Annotated in this window: 21 protein-coding genes and 1 other RNA gene; 9 read left to right on the top strand and 13 right to left on the bottom strand. The window is 31.4% G+C overall.

Annotation, left to right across the window (positions count from 1 at the left end; all coding sequences use genetic code 11):
* Nucleotides 1–69 precede the first annotated feature (69 nt).
* Nucleotides 70–891: a DUF3822 family protein gene (locus tag ACFQ0S_RS08490; RefSeq protein ID WP_379756224.1), complete on the top strand. Its 822-nt coding sequence runs from the start codon at nucleotides 70–72 to the stop codon at nucleotides 889–891.
* Complete coding sequence (locus ACFQ0S_RS08495; RefSeq protein WP_379756221.1) at nucleotides 888–1,484, top strand: RsmD family RNA methyltransferase; 597 nt, start codon at nucleotides 888–890, stop codon at nucleotides 1,482–1,484. Before ACFQ0S_RS08490 ends, ACFQ0S_RS08495 begins: the two co-directional genes overlap by 4 nt.
* 84 nt (nucleotides 1,485–1,568) lie before the next feature.
* On the opposite strand, the gene rnpB is transcribed toward ACFQ0S_RS08495, so the two are convergent.
* An RNA gene (gene rnpB / locus ACFQ0S_RS08500) (RNase P RNA component class A) lies at nucleotides 1,569–1,890 on the bottom strand.
* Nucleotides 1,891–2,105: 215 nt separating this feature from the next.
* On the opposite strand from rnpB, the gene dnaX reads away from it, so the two are divergent.
* The gene (gene dnaX / locus ACFQ0S_RS08505) at nucleotides 2,106–3,191 is read left to right on the top strand and encodes a DNA polymerase III subunit gamma/tau (protein WP_379756218.1); all 1,086 of its coding nucleotides are present in this window, start codon (nucleotides 2,106–2,108) and stop codon (nucleotides 3,189–3,191) included.
* Nucleotides 3,192–3,226: 35 nt separating this feature from the next.
* Nucleotides 3,227–3,892, top strand: a complete 666-nt coding sequence (locus tag ACFQ0S_RS08510) for a DNA polymerase III subunit gamma/tau (protein WP_379756215.1) — start codon at nucleotides 3,227–3,229, stop codon at nucleotides 3,890–3,892.
* A gap of 9 nt (nucleotides 3,893–3,901) precedes the next feature.
* Here ACFQ0S_RS08510 and ACFQ0S_RS08515 read toward each other — a convergent pair whose 3' ends face one another.
* The 9 genes from ACFQ0S_RS08515 to pyrR all read right to left on the bottom strand — a co-directional run bounded on the left by ACFQ0S_RS08515 (nucleotide 3,902) and on the right by pyrR (nucleotide 12,078).
* Complete coding sequence (locus ACFQ0S_RS08515) at nucleotides 3,902–4,792, bottom strand: Ppx/GppA phosphatase family protein (RefSeq protein WP_379756212.1); 891 nt, start codon at nucleotides 4,790–4,792, stop codon at nucleotides 3,902–3,904.
* 21 nt (nucleotides 4,793–4,813) lie between these two features.
* Nucleotides 4,814–6,937 (bottom strand): polyphosphate kinase 1, encoded by a 2,124-nt coding sequence (gene ppk1, locus ACFQ0S_RS08520; protein ID WP_379756208.1) that lies wholly within the window; start codon nucleotides 6,935–6,937, stop codon nucleotides 4,814–4,816.
* A 3-nt stretch (nucleotides 6,938–6,940) separates the two neighbouring features.
* On the bottom strand, nucleotides 6,941–7,426 hold the full coding sequence (locus ACFQ0S_RS08525) for a SixA phosphatase family protein (protein ID WP_379756205.1): 486 nt from the start codon (nucleotides 7,424–7,426) through the stop codon (nucleotides 6,941–6,943).
* A 221-nt stretch (nucleotides 7,427–7,647) separates the two neighbouring features.
* On the bottom strand, nucleotides 7,648–8,148 hold the full coding sequence (locus ACFQ0S_RS08530) for a CAP domain-containing protein (RefSeq protein ID WP_379756202.1): 501 nt from the start codon (nucleotides 8,146–8,148) through the stop codon (nucleotides 7,648–7,650).
* A gap of 302 nt (nucleotides 8,149–8,450) precedes the next feature.
* Entirely contained in the window at nucleotides 8,451–9,098 is a 648-nt protein-coding gene (pdxH, locus tag ACFQ0S_RS08535) for a pyridoxamine 5'-phosphate oxidase (protein WP_379756199.1), read from the bottom strand.
* 161 nt (nucleotides 9,099–9,259) lie between these two features.
* Nucleotides 9,260–10,165: a ribonuclease Z gene (locus tag ACFQ0S_RS08540; RefSeq protein ID WP_379756196.1), complete on the bottom strand. Its 906-nt coding sequence runs from the start codon at nucleotides 10,163–10,165 to the stop codon at nucleotides 9,260–9,262.
* Between the two features lie 32 nt (nucleotides 10,166–10,197).
* Nucleotides 10,198–10,530, bottom strand: a complete 333-nt coding sequence (locus ACFQ0S_RS08545; RefSeq protein WP_379756193.1) for a ribonuclease Z — start codon at nucleotides 10,528–10,530, stop codon at nucleotides 10,198–10,200.
* A 69-nt stretch (nucleotides 10,531–10,599) separates the two neighbouring features.
* A complete protein-coding gene (locus ACFQ0S_RS08550; protein ID WP_379756190.1) occupies nucleotides 10,600–11,526 on the bottom strand; it encodes an aspartate carbamoyltransferase catalytic subunit in 927 nt (308 codons plus the stop codon).
* 9 nt (nucleotides 11,527–11,535) lie between these two features.
* A complete protein-coding gene (gene pyrR, locus ACFQ0S_RS08555) occupies nucleotides 11,536–12,078 on the bottom strand; it encodes a bifunctional pyr operon transcriptional regulator/uracil phosphoribosyltransferase PyrR (protein ID WP_379756187.1) in 543 nt (180 codons plus the stop codon).
* 153 nt (nucleotides 12,079–12,231) lie between these two features.
* Between pyrR and ACFQ0S_RS08560 the strand changes: the two genes are divergently transcribed.
* Both ACFQ0S_RS08560 and rlmH read left to right on the top strand, forming a co-directional pair.
* The gene (locus tag ACFQ0S_RS08560) at nucleotides 12,232–12,429 is read left to right on the top strand and encodes a hypothetical protein (RefSeq protein ID WP_379756184.1); all 198 of its coding nucleotides are present in this window, start codon (nucleotides 12,232–12,234) and stop codon (nucleotides 12,427–12,429) included.
* 19 nt (nucleotides 12,430–12,448) lie between these two features.
* The gene (gene rlmH, locus ACFQ0S_RS08565; protein ID WP_379756181.1) at nucleotides 12,449–12,922 is read left to right on the top strand and encodes a 23S rRNA (pseudouridine(1915)-N(3))-methyltransferase RlmH; all 474 of its coding nucleotides are present in this window, start codon (nucleotides 12,449–12,451) and stop codon (nucleotides 12,920–12,922) included.
* A gap of 2 nt (nucleotides 12,923–12,924) precedes the next feature.
* On the opposite strand, the gene folP is transcribed toward rlmH, so the two are convergent.
* A complete protein-coding gene (gene folP, locus ACFQ0S_RS08570; protein ID WP_379756178.1) occupies nucleotides 12,925–13,749 on the bottom strand; it encodes a dihydropteroate synthase in 825 nt (274 codons plus the stop codon).
* Between the two features lie 137 nt (nucleotides 13,750–13,886).
* Between folP and ACFQ0S_RS08575 the strand changes: the two genes are divergently transcribed.
* From ACFQ0S_RS08575 to ACFQ0S_RS08585, 3 genes are all read left to right on the top strand, one after another.
* Nucleotides 13,887–14,435 carry a DUF1599 domain-containing protein gene (locus ACFQ0S_RS08575; protein WP_379756175.1) on the top strand — a complete coding sequence of 183 codons (549 nt, stop codon included), beginning with the start codon at nucleotides 13,887–13,889 and terminating at the stop codon, nucleotides 14,433–14,435.
* A gap of 57 nt (nucleotides 14,436–14,492) precedes the next feature.
* On the top strand, nucleotides 14,493–15,593 hold the full coding sequence (locus ACFQ0S_RS08580) for a BT_3928 family protein (RefSeq protein ID WP_379756172.1): 1,101 nt from the start codon (nucleotides 14,493–14,495) through the stop codon (nucleotides 15,591–15,593).
* Nucleotides 15,594–15,728: 135 nt separating this feature from the next.
* Complete coding sequence (locus tag ACFQ0S_RS08585; RefSeq protein WP_379819080.1) at nucleotides 15,729–15,896, top strand: hypothetical protein; 168 nt, start codon at nucleotides 15,729–15,731, stop codon at nucleotides 15,894–15,896.
* A gap of 276 nt (nucleotides 15,897–16,172) precedes the next feature.
* Here ACFQ0S_RS08585 and ccsA read toward each other — a convergent pair whose 3' ends face one another.
* On the bottom strand, nucleotides 16,173–19,310 hold the full coding sequence (gene ccsA / locus ACFQ0S_RS08590) for a cytochrome c biogenesis protein CcsA (protein WP_379756165.1): 3,138 nt from the start codon (nucleotides 19,308–19,310) through the stop codon (nucleotides 16,173–16,175).
* 435 nt (nucleotides 19,311–19,745) lie between these two features.
* Nucleotides 19,746–20,612 (bottom strand): hypothetical protein, encoded by an 867-nt coding sequence (locus tag ACFQ0S_RS08595; protein ID WP_379756162.1) that lies wholly within the window; start codon nucleotides 20,610–20,612, stop codon nucleotides 19,746–19,748.
* Nucleotides 20,613–20,864: the final 252 nt, after the last annotated feature.

Below are 20,864 nucleotides of genomic sequence, written 5' to 3' on the forward strand. Positions count from 1 at the left end.
AAATTTCAATAGCAATTACAAAAAAATCGTAAGTTTGCTACTTTCTGATTTTAAAGTCAAAAAAAGTTTATGCTAGTAAATAACGCCAACATTACCGAAAAAAAATACAGAAAGCTTTCTATTCAGGTTTCCTTGACTGGATTTTCTTTTTGTTGTTTTGATACGTTGAATAATACTGTTTTATCTTTTAAAGATATTGTTTTTGACACCTCTGATAAAACGGCTACAATTGAAAATTTATTTGCAAAAGCTAGAACTGAAAATCCAGAACTAGGAGAAACCTATGATGAAATTACCGTTTTACACGACAACAACCTTTCTACATTTGTTCCTGTGGCTCTTTTTGACGATCAGTTTCTCGGCAGTTATTTGCAATACAACACCAAAGTTTTTGAAACTGATTTTTTTGCTTTTGATGAAATTGCAACTTATCAAATGAATACTGTTTACATTCCGTATGTGAATATCAACAATTTTTTTGTAGACGAATTTGGTTTTTTTACTTACAAGCATAGCAACACCATCTTAGTTTCTAAACTTTTAGAACTTTCTAAAAATGTCGATGCCAAGAAAATGTTTGTTCACATGGGAACTGGACATTTTGAAATTATTATCGTTCAGAATCAGCATCTATTGCTTTTCAATTCATTTGATTATAAAAAACCTGAAGATCTAATATATTACTTGCTTTTTACTGCTGAACAATTAAATATGAATCCAGAGAGTTTCCCATTAGAATTTCTTGGTGCAATTGCTGAAGAAGATGCATTTTATAAAATAGCCTATAAATACATTCGAAACGTATCCTTGTTTGATATATGCGACTTACAGAAAAAAAATTCCTTTTCTAAAGCCGATAATTTAAAACATTTTACTCTTTTTCAATCGTGAGAATCATATCTGGGAAATTCAAAGGAAGACGTATTTCTCCACCAAAAAACCTTCCTGTTCGCCCAACAACTGATATGAGTAAAGAAGCATTGTTTAATGTTTTGAACAATCATTTCAATTTCGAAGGTTTGAAAGTATTGGATTTATTCTCAGGAACGGGAAACATCAGTTATGAATTTGCTTCACGAGGCAGTAGCAACATTACCAGTGTAGATGCTGATTTTGGTTGTGTAAAATTTATTAAAGAAACCGCAACAGAGTTCGATTTTAATATCGCAGCCATAAAAAGTGATATTTTTAAGTTTATCGAAAAATGCAAAGCTTCCTATACTATTATTTTTGCCGATCCTCCTTATGCTTTAGACCAAAAAACGTTCGATAAAATAGTGTTGTCTATTTTTGAACAAAATTTATTGCAAGAAGACGGCATGATGATTATAGAACATTCTAAATATACTAAACTTGATCATATCATTCATTTTTCTTTTAAGAAAAGTTACGGCGGTTCTATTTTTAGTTTCTTTGAAATTGGAAAAGAAAATGGAGTCGAGATTGATGATGAAGATTTAGTTTCGGATTCTGAAGAAGAATAGTATTCAAGTAGTTTACTAGATTAAGAAAATAACCGCAGATTCGCAGATTTAGATTAATTTAAATCTGCGAATCTGCGGTTTTAATAAAAAAGCAGACCTATAAGCCGGATTCTGTCTACGCCTAAACGTAGCCTTATCATTTATCTAGGCACGCAATTACTCACGTACTCCATCTTTCTACCCTTCGACAACGGGCGAGAACCCTTAAATGTCGATATACTTGAAATTTCACCGCATAGAGTTTACCTGTTTTCACTACAGCATTACCTGTACATACTTTCTGTTGCACTTGTCCTCTCCTATCCCGAAGCTTCGGGACAGAATGACGGGAGTTACCCGCTATGCTTCTCTGTGGTGTCCGGACTTTCCTTCCCTAATTAATAGAGACGATAAGGCGGTCTGCGTGGCAAAAGTAGGGATTTTAGATTTAGGATTGTTGATTTTAGATTTAGGATTTTATAATGGAGATTTTGGAATATAGAGAATAGAGCATAGATTTTAAATGTTATTTATTGAAGATGCCATTTAATTGCTATTGTCATTGCCATTGCTTTTATTTTTTTAATTTTTAATTTTTAATTTGATTTTATAAAATCTATATTTGCTATCCAATACAAAACAATGGAACAATTCGTAGTATCGGCTCGTAAATATCGTCCGCAAACATTTAAAGATGTTGTGGGTCAGCAAGCTATTACCAATACATTGTTGAATGCCATAGAAACCAATCACTTGGCTTCTGCCCTATTGTTTACAGGACCTCGTGGCGTTGGAAAAACAACTTGTGCCAGAATCTTAGCTCGTAAAATTAACCAACCCGGTTATGACGACCCGAATGAAGATTTTGCTTTTAATGTATTCGAGTTGGATGCCGCTTCTAATAATTCGGTAGATGATATTAGGAATTTAATTGATCAAGTTCGAATTCCACCACAAACAGGTCAATTCAAGGTTTATATAATTGATGAGGTGCATATGTTGTCTTCGGCAGCTTTTAATGCTTTTCTGAAAACATTAGAAGAACCACCAAAACATGCCATATTTATATTGGCTACGACCGAAAAACACAAAATTATTCCAACGATACTTTCTCGTTGTCAGATATTTGATTTTAAAAGAATCACAGTAAAAGATGCTAAAGAACATCTTGCTGATGTGGCACAAAATCAAGGAATTACCTATGAAGACGATGCCTTACATATCATTGCCCAAAAAGCAGACGGTGCTATGCGTGATGCTTTGTCTATTTTTGATAGAGTGGTTTCCTATTGTGGGATCAATCTTACCCGACAAGCCGTAACCGAAAACTTGAATGTTCTAGATTACGAAACCTATATCAATGTAACTGATTTAATTTTAGAAAATAAAATTCCAGATTTGCTAATGGCATATAATGATATCCTTTCTAAAGGTTTTGACGGACACCATTTCGTATCAGGATTAGCATCGCATTTTAGAGATTTACTGGTCAGTAAAACACCTTCTACCCTATCTTTATTAGAAGTTGGTGAACAAGCTCAAAAATTATACGGATTACAATCGCAAAAAGCATCACAAGATTTTCTGCTAAAAGGAATTGAAATTGCTAATGATTGCGATTTAAAATACAAAGTTTCTCAAAACCAACGCTTGCTGGTAGAACTTTGTTTGATGCAACTGGCCTCTATCACTTTTGATGGAGAAAAAAAAAAGTTGACGGATATATAATTCCTGCTAAACATTTCTATGGTCGCGTTTTAGAAATGGCTGTAGAATCGCCTGAAATACTCGATATTCCTATAATTGCAAGTATACAAAATACGGTTAATGTAGTTGCTGAACCAAATACTGCTATTGCTTCAAATACTGTTACACCTTCGTCGGAAACCCACCTCAAAAAAAGTTTTTCTTCTGATGAAATTAAAAAGTGGGTTCCTGACAACCAAAATTTAAATACTTTTTCGGAAGAAACCAAAGTTTCTGCCTTATCATTAGCAAGTATTCGTGCCAAAAGAGAGTTATTAGAAAATACCAAGTCGATAACTAAAGAAACCGTTCATTTACCTACTGAACCGTTTACCGAAACCGATATGCTATTGCATTGGAATAAATATGCACAAAAATTAGGCGATAAAGGTTTTCGTATCATGGAATCACTATTGTTAATAAATGATCCTGTTTTAAACGGAACAGCCATAACCCTAGAGTTACCAAACGAAGGTTCAAAAATTGAATTTGAGTCAGAAATAAACGGACTACTAGGCCACCTGAAAGGCCATTTACACAATCATGATATCAGTATAACTGTAATTGTGAATGAAAGTGTCGAAAATAAATTTGCTTTTACTCCTCAGGATAAATACAACCGACTCAAGGAAATTAATCCGAATTTAGAATTGTTAAGAAAGACTTTTGATTTGGATTTTTAAATTTTATTACTATATCTTACCTGCATACATTGCCTTAATGATTCCATCAGATAATCCTATTTTTGGAACAAACATTTGTTTGGCTCCACTCCATTTCATGGCATTAAGGTAAATTTTTGTAGCCAAAACAATTACATCGGCTCTATCAGTGTTTAAGCCTAATTCATAAACTCGTTGTTCGTAAGTAAGTGAATTTAAAAACATATAGCGTTTGCTAACATAGGAAAAGGAAAGTGCTTTGTCTTGCTGTTTTCCTGACATTTTAAATAATTTATTAATGTTTCCCCCTGAACCAATTAAAGTTACATTTTCAAATTCATTGGTGTAGGTTTTAATCCATTTTTCTATTTCTTGCCAAACTAAATCGTTTACCATTTGATTTAAAAGCCTAACGGTTCCAATTTTAAATGATTTGGATGCAATCATCTTACTATCAGAAAATAATGAAAACTCTGTACTGCCACCACCTACATCTACATAAAGGTATGTTTTTTCAGTTTTTAAAAGATAATGCAAATCGGTTGACGCTATTATGGCGGCTTCCGTTTTACCGTCAATAATTTGAATATCAATACCTGCTTTTTCCTTAATAATAGCTATAACTTCATTACCATTAGTAGCTTCACGCATGGCCGAAGTAGCTAAAGCTACGTAGCGTTCTACTTTATGCACTTTCATTAATAATTTGTAGGCTGACATGGCATCTACCATTCTATCAATATTTTCTTCAGAAATATCCCCAATTGTAAAGGCATCTTGACCTAATCGGATAGGAAGTCTTACGAGTGCACTTTTGCTGAAATGAGTTTCTTTTCCTTTTTCTTCAACTATATTAGCTACTAATAATCGCATGGCGTTTGAACCTATATCTATAGCAGCATATTTTTTTATTGTGATCATTTGGGGATTATTGGTTGTTATTTATTGCGCTTTTTTATTAGCTTCTGATAAAGCTTGCGTTCTGTTTTTATAATAATTGTAGGTTTCTAATTGTGCTCTAAAAACAGGATTTTGACCACGAACCCTATATTTATTGTCTAATTTTTCAGAATGATAACGTGCTTTTACATTTCCTTTCCAACCAATATCAAAGGTGTCAATTAACTCTTTTTTTATACTTTCGTCATAAATAGGACAAGTTACCTCTACTCGACCATCAAGGTTTCTAGTCATGAAATCAGCTGAAGAAATAAATACGTCAGGATTGCCATTATTAGCGAAAATGTAAACTCTAGTATGCTCTAAATAATTATCGACAATACTAATGGCTTCAATGTTTTCGCTCATTCCTTTTACACCTGGTATTAAGGAACAAATTCCTCTTATTTGTAACTGAATTTTTACTCCAACTCTGCTGGCTTCATAGAGTTTATCAATCATTGCTATGTCTGACAAACTATTCATTTTTAATTTTATATATGCCTCATTACCAACCTTAAAATTATTAATCTCTCGATCAATAAGTTTATAAAATCGCCCTCTTGTGTAGTGAGGAGAAACAATTAAATGTTTGTACCGATGCATTCTAAAATTAACATCAAAGAAATCAAAAATCTTATCAATATCTTTTAAAATTTGCTGATGACAAGTAAAAAGCGTTACATCAGTATAAACTTTAGCTGTTGATTCGTTAAAGTTTCCTGTAGAAACAAGTCCGTATCGTTTTAATTTTCCAAACTCAATTCGTTCAATCACACATATTTTGCTATGTACTTTTAGTCCTTTTATTCCAAAAATAAGATTGATGCCTTCTGTTTGCATTTGTTCGGCATAATATATATTGCTGGCTTCATCAAATCGGGCTTGTAACTCGATTTGTACTGTAACTTTTTTTCCGTTTTTAGCAGCATTTATAAGAGAACTAATGATTTGAGAGTTTTTTGCTAAACGGTATAAGGTAATTTTAATAGTTGTTACTTTTGGATCTAAGGCAGCTTCTCTTAAAAATTTAATTAAATAAGAGAACGATTGATATGGAGCATTTATCAAATAATCTTTTTGACTAATTTTTTCTAAAATACTGCCTTCTAATCCTAAATCGCAAACGGGTAAAGGTTCATTGGTTTTGTACAATAAATCAAACCGTCCCAAATTTGGGAAATCCATATAATCTCTTCTATTGTGATATCTCCCACCTGGAATTACACTATCTGTTGCATGAATATGCATTTTTGAAAGAAAAAAATGAAGCGTATCTTTTCCTATCTTTTGATCATAAATAAATCGAACAGGCTCACCAATTCTTCTGTCTTTTACACTAGTTGCAATTTTTTCGAGCATACTTTTACTCAAATCACTATCAATTTCTAATTGAGCATCTCGAGTAATTTTAATCATGTGTGCAGAAACGCTTTTGTAATCAAAAATATTAAAGATATTACTTAAATTATGACGAATAACATCATCTAAAAGTATGATACATGTTTTATCGTCTTTAGATGGTAAAACCAAAAATCGATTTATGGTTTTAGGAATCTCGATAACAGCATATCTTATTTCAGTTTTTTTATTACCAAGATTTAAGAAAGATTTTGATGATTTTGGGGCATTCATTACTAATTTCACTGCGAGATAGCCTACGGTATCTTTTAATACAGGGAACTCATCCAGATCATTTAAGATAATGGTTACTAGTGCTGGGCTTACTTTTTGAATAAAAAAGTCTTTAATAAAAGCCTCTTGATCCTCTGAAATTTCATCTTCATTGATCATAAAGATGTTTTCATCCTGGAGCTTTTTATCTATGGCACTTAATATTTTAAGACTTTCTGATTGTTGTTTTATAACTATATCAGTAATGTCTTTCAGTAATTGTTTAGCACTAATTCCTCCTAAAACCTTTTCTCCGGTATCGCCCGATAAACTTAATCTTCTAATTGCGGCAAAACGAACTCTAAAAAACTCATCTAAATTATTGGAGAAAATTCCTAAAAAACGAAGTCTATCTAATAAAGGTACTGTTTCGTCTCCTGCTTCTTGTAAAACTCTAGCGTTAAATGCAAGCCAACTTTTCTCTCTATCAATGTATCTATTATTATTAATCATTTCTTATTTTAAATCTTTGGGAAATATTATTTTCATGGTCTTACCTTTTCCTATAGACTGCCAATGCTCTGAATTAAATTGTAATGCAACAAATCCTGAAGTTGAAACATTTTCTATAAAAATATCTCCAAATTTATTAACAAAATTTGTAATTGCCTCATTATGCCCAAAAAGAATAACATTATCATAACTATTATTAAGTGATTTTATGATTCGCTCTAATTTATTTTCATCAAAAGTATATAACTCATCATTAAATAAAATATTTTCAATTGGATACGTTATGTTTTGAGCAAATATAATAGCAGTTTCTGAAGCTCTTTTTGCTATGCTACTATGCATTATGTAAGTTCTTGGCAAAAAAGGTTTGCAATTTGTTGCAACTAAATGCGCATCTTTAATTCCTCTAATTTCTAAAGGTCTATCAATATCTTTTATCGGAGAATCCCAACTCGATTTAGCGTGTCGTATTAGTATTAGATTTTTCATATAATAAATTTAGGATTACCATTAGAATTAATGGCTACAATTTACAAAATAAATACTGTATATTGATCTATATTCTACTATATATAGTCAAATAGAATATTGTCATATTTTATAAATTGTACCGATAAAAATTATAAAAAAATTATATACCTAATTATAAATAGAAAACCACTCGCTAGGAGTGGTTTCATTGTCAAAAACAAAACATAATTAAACTAAACTTATTTTTTTATAAAGATATTGGTATAATATTTATTACCATTTGTAGGATTTACTGTAATTGATACACCAAAGTGAGTAAAACTGCCTTCTATATTTGCCTTGTGGCCTGAACTCTTTAACCAAGCGTTCAAAGCTGAATTTGGAGTTGAAAAATTGTATGCGATATTTTCATTTACTTTTACTGCTCCTAAAACTTGTATGATGTTTTGTGAACGTTCTGAAAACAAATCATGATTTACTACATTTTTTTCAATCATGTATTCGTTATGTTCTTCTGATTTATATGAAATATGATTTACTATTTTAAGCACACTTAAACCTTTACTTACTCTGTACTCATTAATTAAATCAGCTAACTCTAACTCATTAGGTTGGTAGTCATAGTTTTGAACTAATTCAGCTTGTGGTGCTGTAGTATCTTCTGCTGAGTCAGGAGAACAGGAAATCAAAGTGAACACAAATGCCAACGGCAACATTGCTCTTAGTAAAATTCTTTTCATAATAAGTAGGTTTTAAGTTTAAAGTAGATTGTGGGGCAAACTTCTTTAATTGTTATTATTAGACTTTAAGTAGATTGTGGGGCAAAATTCTTATCGTTTAATAATAGTATGAACGTTTTTGTTTTATTTCTTGAGTCAATATTACAAGAATTAACGTTTAAGTGCCAAAAAAAATCGATTAAATACATATATTTGATATTTTAATATATATTTTTCTTACATAATTATTAAATTGAAATGAAAAAAAAGTTAGCTCTAACAAAAAGAACTAACTCCTATAAAAAAACAAAATTAAATACTTACTATGGAGCCAATCGTTTTATTGACCAAGTATAATCTTCTTGATAGGTATATCGAATTCTATCGTGCAAGCGATTGGGTCTTCCTTGCCAAAACTCTACTTCTACAGGGCGGACTAAAAAGCCTCCCCAATTATCAGGTCTAGGTATTTCTTTTCCTTGAAACTGAATCTCTAAATCTTTTAATTTATTTTCTAGATAATCTCTATTGGGTATAACTTCGCTTTGAGGAGATACTGTTGCACCCAATTTACTTCCGTCTGGTCGTGATTCAAAATAATTATTTGAAATATCTTGAGATGTTTTCTCGGCTATTCCTTTTATAATTACTTGTCGTTCTAAAGAGCTCCAAAAAAAAGAAAGGCAAATATTGGGATTTTCTACTATTGATTTCCCTTTTTGGGAATCGTAATTGGTATAAAAAACAAAGCCTTCTTCATTAAATTTCTTTAATAATACTACACGAGCTCTAGGAAATCCGTCTAAACCAATTGTTGAAACTGTCATGGCATTTACCTCGTCTACTCCTCCAAAATCTTGCACCTCATAAAACCATTTATGAAATAGATTTATTGGATCTTCTGGAATCTCACTTTCAATGAGTTCGCTCTTCTCGTATGATTTTCTATAGTTTCCTAAATCTTGATTCATTGTATTGTTTTGATATTGAATTACAAAATTACTGTTTTAGTCAGTTAGTACAATTATTTGTAACAACAATTGTATACTATTTTTGTAGTAACTATCTTGATACCTTCTGAAATTTACAGTTTTGAAAAACTCGAAGTGACGATAATCCAGAATATTAGAATTTAAAATTCAAAGCAAGTATTATCATCTGCAAGAAGTACTTCTGAAAAAATTGTCATCGCTTCTTCTTTAAAAAGTGTTATACTTTCGTATCGAGTTGAATAATGTCCTAGAACTAAGTTTTTAACATTAGCTTTTAAAGCAATCGTAGCAGCCTGTTTTGCTGTTGAATGCATTGTTTTTTCGGCTAAAACTTCTTCTTGTTGCAAAAAAGTTGATTCATGATATAAGACATCAATATCTTTGATGATTGAAATTATTGATTCGTCATAAACTGTGTCCGAACAAAAAGCATATGATTTAGGAGGAACAGGATCAAAAGTAAGTAAGCTATTATCTATAATTCGGGCATCATCTAAAGTAATGTCTTTTCCGTTTTTGATGTTTTGATAAAAACATTGGTCTATATTAAAACTTTTGACAGCTTCTATGTTTAACGGTCTATCTCCTATTTTTTCCCGAAAAAGAAATCCATTTGTATAAATACGATGTTTTAGGGGAATGGTTGTTACAATTACTTTTTCATCTTCATACACTATTTCGCTAGTTTTAGATTCAAGTACATGAAAAAACAAATTGTAATTGGTCCAAGAATTAGATAAACGCAATTGTAAAGTTATTACTTCTTTAATCCCTTTTGGACCATAAATATGCAAGTCATTGTTTCTATTAAGCAACGTAAAAGTCGAAATCAGGCCTACTAATCCATAAAAATGATCACCATGCAAATGGGAAATAAAAATATGATTGATTTTAGAAAACTTTATTTTATTTTTTCGCAACTGTACTTGAGTACCTTCGCCACAATCTATAAGAAACAATCTGTTTTTAATTTCTAAAACCTGTGAAGTTGGATTGGTAATCGTTCTAGGTGTTGCTGCGTAACAGCCAAGTATGGTTAGATTCATTTTAATTGAAATGGATAATTATTGTAAATTATCTAAAATCCTAAATCGCGTTCTATTTCTTCCATTTCAATAATGTCATGAGCTTCTAACAGCGTAGGAACTACAGTTAATGAATCTGGAATGGTATTAAAATCGATATTTTGGGCAACAATTACAAATGATTTTTTGCTTCTTTTGTGAGTTCTCGAAAGCGATGAAAAGCTTATAATTTGTTTTACCGTTAGGTCTTTATACAAACTAATATCTATAATTATATTGTGTTTTTCAAAAGACTTGTATTCATGAGTTACTTTCATTAAAAAAACAACCAAATCATTTTGAGTATCTTTTATAGTAACTGAATGTCCTTTTTGAATTACTTTCATGACAGCTATAGTATTGTTATGCTAATTTACAAAGTTTATTCAGGTTTACAAACTTTAAATACAAATTTATTATTGAATTTTTGAAGCCAATAAATAAATCACGGCCATTCGAATAGCCACTCCATTTTCGACTTGATTTAGGATTACCGATTGTTGCGAATCGGCTACATCACTGGTTATTTCTACCCCTCTGTTTATAGGTCCGGGATGCATGATTACAATTTCTTTATTTAGCGAATCTAATAACGATTTGTCCACTCCGTATTGTTTAGCATATTCCCTTGTTGAAGGAAAATAATTAACATCCATGCGTTCGTTTTGCACTCGCAACATATTTGCTACATCACACCATTCTAAAGCTTTTCGCAAATTTGATTCTACTTTAACTCCTAGCGATTCAATGTGTTTAGGAATTAGCGTATTAGGGCCACAAACTTTTACTTCTGCTCCTTGCATTTGAAGCGCATATATGTTAGAAAGGGCTACTCTGGAGTGTAAAATATCGCCTACAATAACTACTTTTTTCCCTGCGACCTCGCCTAATTTTTCACGAATAGTATAACTATCTAATAGTCCTTGCGTAGGATGTTCATGAGCACCATCGCCAGCGTTAATAATACTAGCCTTAACGTTTTTAGATAAAAAATAAGCAGCACCAGGATTTGAATGTCGCATGACTACCATATCTACTTTCATCGATAGGATATTATTTACGGTATCAATTAGTGTTTCTCCTTTTTTTACTGATGATTGTGCGGCTGAAAAACTAATAACATCTGCAGACAAACGTTTTTGAGCCAACTCGAATGATAGTTTTGTTCGGGTACTGTTTTCGAAAAAAATATTGGCAATTGTAATGTCTCTAAGCGAGGGTACTTTTTTAATGGAACGATTTATAACTTCTTTAAAATGATCTGCTGTTTCAAAAATAAGGGTAACATCGTCATTGTTGATGTATTTTATTCCTAATAAATGATTTACACTAAGTTCACTCATTTTATTAAATTAATTATTATTTATCAGTAAAACCATATCCTCACCATCATTTTCTTGCCAACATACTTTTACTTTTTCGTTATTTATAGCATCTACTTGCCGCCCCCTATAATCAGGCTGAATGGGTAGATCACGACTAAAACGGCGGTCAATTAGGGTTAAAAGTTCAATTGCAGAAGGTCTTCCAAAAGACTGTATTGCCGTTAGGGCTGCACGAATACTTCTACCCGTATACAGTACATCGTCTATAAAAACCACCTTTTTATTTTCGACAATAAAATTAATTTTAGTTTCGCTGGCTTCTAATGGTTTTATCGACTTTCGAAAATCATCTCTAAAAAAGGTAATGTCTAGATAACCTAAAGCTATATTCTTAATTTGATACTCTTGCTCTACTATTTTTTTAAGACGGTTGGCTAAAAAGGTGCCTCTGGGTTGAATTCCGATGAAAACAGTTTCTGAAAAATCATGGTGCTTTTCGATTAACTGACAGGCCAAACGATGCAATATTATATTGACTTCTTTTGATGTAAGCAATACCCTTTGACTCATAGTAAAGTAAACTGTTTGGTTTGCAAATATAGCAATAAGCAATTAGTAAATGATGCTTTTTTTATACAAAACCAAAAAAAATAAATAAACAAAGTTTCAATTGCCAACTATTTTTAACTGAATTAACTACTTTTGCAAAACAATGATATTGCTATGAAAAACACTAAAATTTTAATTTTATTTTTGATAGGAACCGTTTTTGTGTCTTTAGGCGTTGTTCTTAAAGTTCTTGATTATTCCTTTAATAGCCTTTTTTTGATTGTAGGAATGACTTTTAATGCGGTTGCGGGATTTCTTTTGATTTTAAAAATGATTAGGAAAAACGATTCAGGCTCTTTTATGGATAATTAAGGTTTATAAATATTATCGAATGAATATCAAACTTATTACCATTGGCAAAACCGACAATAAAAATTTACAATTACTTATCGAAGAATATCAAAAAAGATTGTCTTTTTACATCAAGTTCGATTTAGAAATCATTCCTGATATCAAAAACGTAAAAAACTTGTCAGAAAGCCAGCAAAAAGAAAAAGAAGGCGAATTGATTTTGTCTAAAATTTCATCAACAGACCAATTGATTTTATTAGATGAAAACGGAAAAACATTTTCTAGCATAGCATTTTCAGAAGAATTACAAAAGAAAATGAATGCTGGAATTAAAACTTTAGTTTTTGTAATTGGTGGACCTTATGGCTTTTCTGAATCGCTTTATGCAAAAGCAAACGGAAAAATCTCATTATCCTTAATGACCTTTTCCCATCAAATGGTGCGTTTGTTTTTTATTGAGCAATTGTATCGCAGTTTTACTATTTTAAAAAACGAACCGTATCATCATCAATAATATTATAAATGCAGATTCTGTATTATTTTGATACAATCTACAGCTTCTTTTACATCATGAACCCTAAGAATTTTTGCTCCTTTTATCAATGCAATTGTATTTAAAACTGTTGTTCCGTTTAAAGCATCATTAGGATTAGAATTCAACACTTTATAAATCATAGATTTTCGAGAAATACCTACTAAAATGTGTAATTCTAACATTTGAAACAATTCAATATTTTGTAATACTTCATAATTTTGTTCTAACGTTTTTGCAAATCCAAATCCTGGATCTAGAATCAAATCAGTAATTCCTAAACTTGTAGCTTTTGCTACTTTTTCAGAAAAATAGAAAATCATTTCCTTAACAATATTATCATAATTGGTTAGTGATTGCATGGTTTGCGCTGTGCCACGCATGTGCATCATTATATAAGGAACTTTATATTTCGCTATGACTTCAAACATATTTTCATCTAAACTTCCGGCGGAAATATCGTTTATCATAGCTACTCCATTTTCAATACAAACCCTAGCCACTTCACTTCGAAAAGTATCGACAGAGAGTATTGTTTTGGGAAACTGTTTTAAAATAGATTGTATCACTGGAAGTATTCTTTCTAATTCTTCTTTTTCTGAAACAAACTCCGCTTTAGGTTTGCTAGAATAGGCTCCAACATCAATGAATGTAGCACCTTCCGAGAGCATTTTTTCTACTTGATTCAAAATCTCATTCTCATTTGAATGCTTGCCCCCATCAAAAAAAGAGTTAGGAGTAACATTCAAAATACCCATTACTTTTGGTGTTGCTAAATCAATGAGATTTCCATTGCAGTTTATGGTCATTATATACGTTTTAATTTTTTGAGTCGAGGTAAATAAATTTGAAAACTCATGATTCAAAAAAATATACTATTTTTGACCCTAAGCCATAAGGCAGAATCGTTCGAAACAAAAAAATTGAATACAAATATACATCAATAATGAAGAATACATCACAAGAATACGATGCGGTTATAAAAATTTGTCGTACCCTTTTTATTAACAAAATGAAAGACTATGGCAGTGCCTGGCGTATTTTAAGATTGCCATCATTAACCGATCAAATATTCATAAAAGCGCAAAGAATTAGAAGTTTGCAAGAAAATGATATTCGAAAGGTAGATGAAGATGAAACCGGAGAATTTATTGGAATCATTAATTACTCAATAATGGCTTTACTACAATTAGAGCTTGGTGTGGTAGACCAACCTGATTTAGGTGTTGAAAAAGCAACTGAATTATATGATAGCAAAATAAAAATTACAAAAGAATTAATGGAAGCTAAAAATCACGATTATGGTGAGGCTTGGCGAGAAATGCGCGTGAGCTCATTAACCGATTTAATTTTACAAAAACTACTTCGTGTAAAGCAAATTGAGGATAATAAAGGAAAAACATTAGTTTCGGAAGGAATTGATGCCAATTACCAAGACATGATTAATTATTCCGTTTTTGCTTTAATTTTAATGGGATTTTCATCAAAAAAATAATTTTGGTATTTCTTTTTTAAATAATCTTGTTTATATTTACCTTTTATAATGCAAAAAATGAAAAAATATAGTGTTCAGTTTTCACGAATTTTTGTTGGAATTTTATTTATTATTTCTGGATTAATTAAACTTAATGATCCTGTAGGTTTTTCTTATAAACTTGGCGAGTATTTTGGGGAAACCGTTTTAAACCTTCCATTTTTAGTCCCGTATGCATTAGCTATTGCTGTATTTATTGTTATTTTCGAAACGGTTTTAGGATTTATGTTGCTCATAGGCTATAAATCTAAATTTACGATTTGGAACTTATTGCTAATGATTGTTTTCTTTACATTTCTTACCTTTTACTCTGCCTATTTTAATAAAGTAACCGATTGTGGTTGCTTTGGTGATGCTTTAAAATTAACTCCGTGGCAATCTTTTACAAAAGATGTTGTGCTGCTGTTTTTTATTCTGATATTATTTTTTAATAAAAAAGCTATCAAACCTATATTTGGTCATCAATTCACGAATGTGTTATTTATAGTAAGTATTTTTTTATGCCTCTTTATGGGGTATTGGGTTTTAAATCATTTGCCTCTAAAAGATTTTAGAGCCTATAAAGTAGGAACAAACATCATTAAAGGAATGGAAATACCTGAAAACGCTCCAAAAAGTGTAATAGAAATGGTATTTATTTATAAAATAAATGGGGTAAATAAAGAATTTACTGAAAAAGATTTGATGTCTATTCCTGAAGGAGCAACGTTTGTAGACCGAAAAGACAATATAATTTCTTTAGGCTACGTTCCTCCTATTCATGATTTTACATTAGAAAAGGAAGGGTCTGATTATAAAGATGAACTATTAAAAGAACCCAAATTAATGCTTTTTGTTGCTTATGATTTATTAAAATCGGATAAAAAAGGATTAGAAAAATTAGAGCAATTAAATCGTTTAGCAAAATCTAAAGGATATAAAGTAATTGGAGTAACTGCTTCATCTTCAGAAGAAATCACTTCTATAAAAAAAGAATTCGGACAAAGTTTTGATTATTATTTTTGTGATGCTACAACACTAAAAACTATCGAAAGAGCAAATCCTAGTATCATTGTCATTGAAAATGCAGTAATTAAACAAAAAGTGCATTATAATGACATTGCTAAAATAAAATTATAGCTTATAAATTAATTATTTTAAACTATGAGTAGTTTCAAAAGCAGAAAAATAAAAAGTAACTTAAATATTAAAATCATACTAATTTGTATTGTATTTTTTATTTTAGGATATTATCTTTTAAATCATGTTTCTGTAATGGAAAACCCTTTTTTGGGTAATACATTTCATATTATTTTGGGTTGTATTTTGATGGCAGTATCTACTTTAATTATAGTTATAACAGTTAAAAAAGAATTTTTTCCTAAAAAAAGAAAAAGAACTAATCATGTCTTTTTAGATGATCAAAAAGAAACTAAATCTTAAATTGTAAACAGAATTATAAATAATGTTAAGAATTGTCCTAAGCACTTATTGAAATTTGGTTTTTAAAAATGCCCACAATTTGCAACAATAAGTATTGGTTTGTAAGATAAATTTGGAGACAATACCACAAAATGGCAACTTGTATATCGAACTGTAAATACAAAGCCTATGAAATTATCCTTTAAATAGCCGACGGAGGTAATATTTACAGTGTAAAAATACTATACTTTAGGTAAAGCACACACTCCAACTATATATAAAAATAACGTTTTAATTTTATTTCTTCAAATGTTTCTTGTAACTCAAATACGAAAAGAAACCTAAAACGGCAACACAAGCTACTGAATAATATACAAAACTTGGTGTTACCACTTTGTCTCCACTAGCATACGAATGCATTCCGGTTAGGTAAAAATTTACACCGAAATACGTCATCATAATTGAGTAGAAAGCAATGATGCTCATTAAATTATAAATCCATTTTCCGCGTAAAGCAGGAACAAATCGAGCGTGAATCACGAATGCGTAAATCATAATACTAATTAAGGCCCAAGTCTCTTTAGGGTCCCATCCCCAATAACGGCCCCAACTTTCGTTGGCCCATTGTCCGCCAAGGAAGTTTCCAATAGTTAACATCACCAATCCTATGGTTAAAGCCATTTCATTGATATACGTAATTTCTTGAATGTTCAAATCCATTTTGGATTTGTTCTTACTGTTGGTAAACAACATTAAAATTAAAGCTACTACCCCTAAAACCATTGCTAGAGTAAACGGACCATAACTGGCCACAATTACTGCCACGTGAATCATCAACCAATAGGAATTTAAAACCGGTTGCAAGTTCGCAATCGAAGGATCCATCCAATTCCAATGGGCAATCATTAAAATCATCGAAGCCACAAAAGTTCCAGAAGCAACCGTCAATTTTGATTTGATATCAAAAGCCAAAGTAAAAAACATGGTTGCCCAAGCCACATAAATCATACTTTCGTAGGCATCACTCCAAGGGGCATGACCTGAAATGTACCAACGCGCCATTAATCCTGCAGTATGCAATAGAAATAAGAAACCTATTAGTATATGAAATCCGTTAATAACAATTCGAATGGCTTTCCTTTCGAAGAAAATATTAATGATTGTAAACAATAGCATCAAAACTCCCGTTAGCATATACAAATAATACAACTTTTTAAAAATATCGTATTTGTTATACATGATTTCAGAAGAAATTTTATCGTCGTTAGGGCGAACCGCACTTCCAAACTTTTTCTGATAATTCTCCATGCTTTGCAAAAAGAAATTCGCATTTACATAATCCTTTTTAATCTCAGCACTATCTAAAGCACTCATGTATAAAGGAAGTATGTTTTTAGTAAACGTAGAATCAGATCCGTGAATGTTGGCTTGATTCAATTCTAAATACGAAATCCATTTGTTATTGGCATCATTAGGAATAGGAAAAATTCTCAAAATACTGCCACTCAATGCCGAATTTAATAAATTTACTTTACGATCGGTTTCTATAAAATCTTTCTGAAATTGATCGGGAATCGATGCTTTATAAGCTTCCTCAATGTAAGGTGTCAATTTATAATTGCCTTTATCATCAAAGAATTTAATAAAAGGAGCATATTTTTCTTTTGATTCCAATCCTATAATTTTCCGAATACTGTCATTTCCGTTTTTGATGTAAATTAAAGGAACTTCAAACCAAACTCTAGGAAATTGTACCATCGACAAAAATACTTGATCGGAATTCATGCCTTTATAAGCATCGCTCTTGCTTACTTTACGCAACAATTCAGACGAGAACGTATTCACTGGTTTCATTCTACCGCCTTCATCTTGAACAATCAATCGACCAAATTTAGCGGCATGCTCCTCGGTAACCTTATATTTATTTAATAGCGAATCAATTTGATTTTGTGTGGGTTTATGACTCGCATGATTTTGTGCAAAGGCATGGCAACTCAAAAAAAGAAGGACAATAGTAACTAATTTTGCTTTCTTATTTTTCACAATTTCTAATTTGCGTTTGATGTCTGCAAAGCGAGAATGCTTGGTAAACAATATCGCCATCATGGCAAAAAACAACATGAAGTAACCAATATAAGTGATTAGTGTTCCCCAGAAATCGTGGTTTACAGATAGTACCGTTCCTTTTTCATCTGGGTCAAACGAAGATTGAAAAAAGCGATACCCACCATAATCTAAAATATGATTCATATAAATGCGAGCATCCGTTTTTTTGTTGTTGTCTAAAACTGTCACTTGACTTTCGAAAGCGGCATAACTTTTTTCGGTTCCAGGATATTTTGTTGCAATAAAATCATTCAGCTGAATTTTGAATGGCAAAGTATAGGCTTTACTTCCGTAGGATAACGTAAAATCTAGTTTACCAATAGTAACCACTTGAGGCTCTCCTATTTTACCCTTAGACCCTAATAACGTAACTTCCTTAGTTGTTCCTTGAGAGCTAATGGTTACCATTAATGCATCGTCGTGTTTTTTAGCTTTAAAATCGTTATTCGAAACATAGGTTTTAAACCCTTTTTTGGCGGGTTCCGGAAAAACAAATTGTGAACCTCCCACATTATACAAAGAACGCATCATTAACGGTTGCGTTGCATCTTTTATCACTTTGCCCTGCATTTTATCGGCCATTCGCATGAACTGTCCATCAAATGGAGTTTGAATGGTATAGGAATCTCCAGTGGTGTTGATATTAACAGCACCTTTAGTAAATTTATTTAAAGCAAATAAAATGTTGTGAATGTTTTGGACTTCGCCTTCTTTTAAATAATGCTCGTGACGGGTTCCATCACCAGATTCGACTAATTTTAAATAAACAATTCCGTTTTTATCTTCAGCAATCGATTCTGTGGCGCCCATAATAAAATTTTTATAGGACACTTCAAAAGGAATATCGGCAAAGTCTTCGATATAGGAGAACGCGTTGTTGGTAACCGGAGAAAGCAACAAAGGATTTTCGAAAACACGTCGCTTCATTTCACCTTTATATTCACCATCTACAAAATAAGTGAGGAACGTTTTATCAGAATAAATTTGATTTTCGGCAGCGCCTTCGCGAATGGGCATCATGCCTTCGTAACTAATATACCGAGTAATTCCTGCACCTATTAGTATGAAAATAAAAGACAAGTGCAATAAAAGAGTCGCCCATTTTTCTTTTTTATAGAGTTGGTACCGTTTTAAATTTCCTAAAAAATTAATTAGAAAAAACAAATGAATGGCTTCAAACCATTTGGTATTGTAAATTAGAATTCGAGCCGTATCCGTATTGTATTCGCTTTCAATAAAGGTTCCGATTCCCATTGCCACTGCATAAGATAAGAATAAAAAAGCCATTAAACGAGTGGAGAATAAAAAGGAAAGTATCTTTTTTTCCATTAGTTTGGAATTAATAAATTAAAAAGTCAGGCAAAAGTAGGCAAAAATGTTTAGTTTTAAATTGGAATTCACCTTGATTTAAGTGTTATTTAAGATTTGTTGACAATAAAAAAAGACGACAACCTGATTTATGAATTTAGGTTGCTTTATATTAAAAATATATGTATTTAATCCGTTGTGATAACTAGTAATTGATGATGATTTTTTGTCAGTTCGATTTTATATTAAGTGTACTTAAACTCTTTTCTCTTTCCTTAAATGTAGTATTTTGATAAATACAAATATAAAGGATTTGAATAGGAATTTGTTATAGAAAATTTTTATGAAGTATTCGTGAACCATTACTTTTTTTATAATTCTTATCTATACAATTTTTAATATTGAATCTATCGCATCACAGTTAATAATGAATCCTTTAGAACAAATTTCGATAAGCTATTTCTTATTTTCCTGTAAAACATACTTCTTTATAATATACTTACTAATCGGTTTTAAAGTTTTCCCACTTTCTGGATGTAAACCTGGGGCATTAAAATATTCACATTTTCCATCCTGTTTACAATACCAAATCACAGGTTGTTTGTTCTTAAAAAAAGTTGTGGTATCAGAAACTTCTATTTTTTTGAAATCCAATAAAGATTCTTGTCCTTCTATGATAGGATTTACGTCTGCAAATCCTATTTTACTTCCCTCACAAACTACTTCTTCATAATGGTCCTTATTCCATTGCACACATTCTTTATCGGGAAAATATTCTTTTTTTATTCCAAAACTTCCAACTATCAAGCCTATTACTCCTACTCCTATGGCTATACTTCTGGCTTTTGGCTTTTTTTGGTGTAGTATTACATTCTCTTGAAAGTACTCTTGCTTAATAATTTCTCGACTTTCTTCTTCCTGAATTGACACTTCCATAGCAGTTTTTTTTACAACCGTTGCGCCTTGTTGTATAAATTTACTAAAAGGCCTCGAATTAAAATTGACTAACACTGCAATTAGATTCAAACTATTGGGATTGGTCTTTGTATTCTTACCCGTTAAAAAATTCTTTACTGCCTTGAACTTCTCTACATCAAAATTTTCGATGCTCCTTCTTAAATTTTCCCCTTCTTTCACTTGAAAAAACAAAGTAAAAATCCCCTCATCGGCTTTGCTTAATCCATGATCCAAAAGCATTACACACAAATTTCTCAATTGAGCAGGTGTGGGTTGCAGTAAAAAACTAGCATACATTCCTTCTTTAACCTCATCATATTGGGCTTTTATGGCTTCGGTGTAATTTTCATACGTACTACTGTTCATAAGCATCATTTGGAATAAAACGGAATCTTTCGGAATTATCGGAAAGACCGGAATTACATTACTACAACTCCAAACAACTCCCATTACTTTGCTGCAGAAATAGTTTTTGTTTTGAATTGTACTCTCAACAAATGTACAAAACTACTTCTAAAAAAGTGTTGCTGGGCAGTATGGAATATTTATTCGGGAAGTATGATTAGACTTTACTGAACCACAGCACTTCACTTCCCAACTGTAACTATAAGGTACCTC

Source organism: Flavobacterium myungsuense, assembly GCF_042677265.1.
Taxonomy (GTDB): domain Bacteria; phylum Bacteroidota; class Bacteroidia; order Flavobacteriales; family Flavobacteriaceae; genus Flavobacterium; species Flavobacterium myungsuense.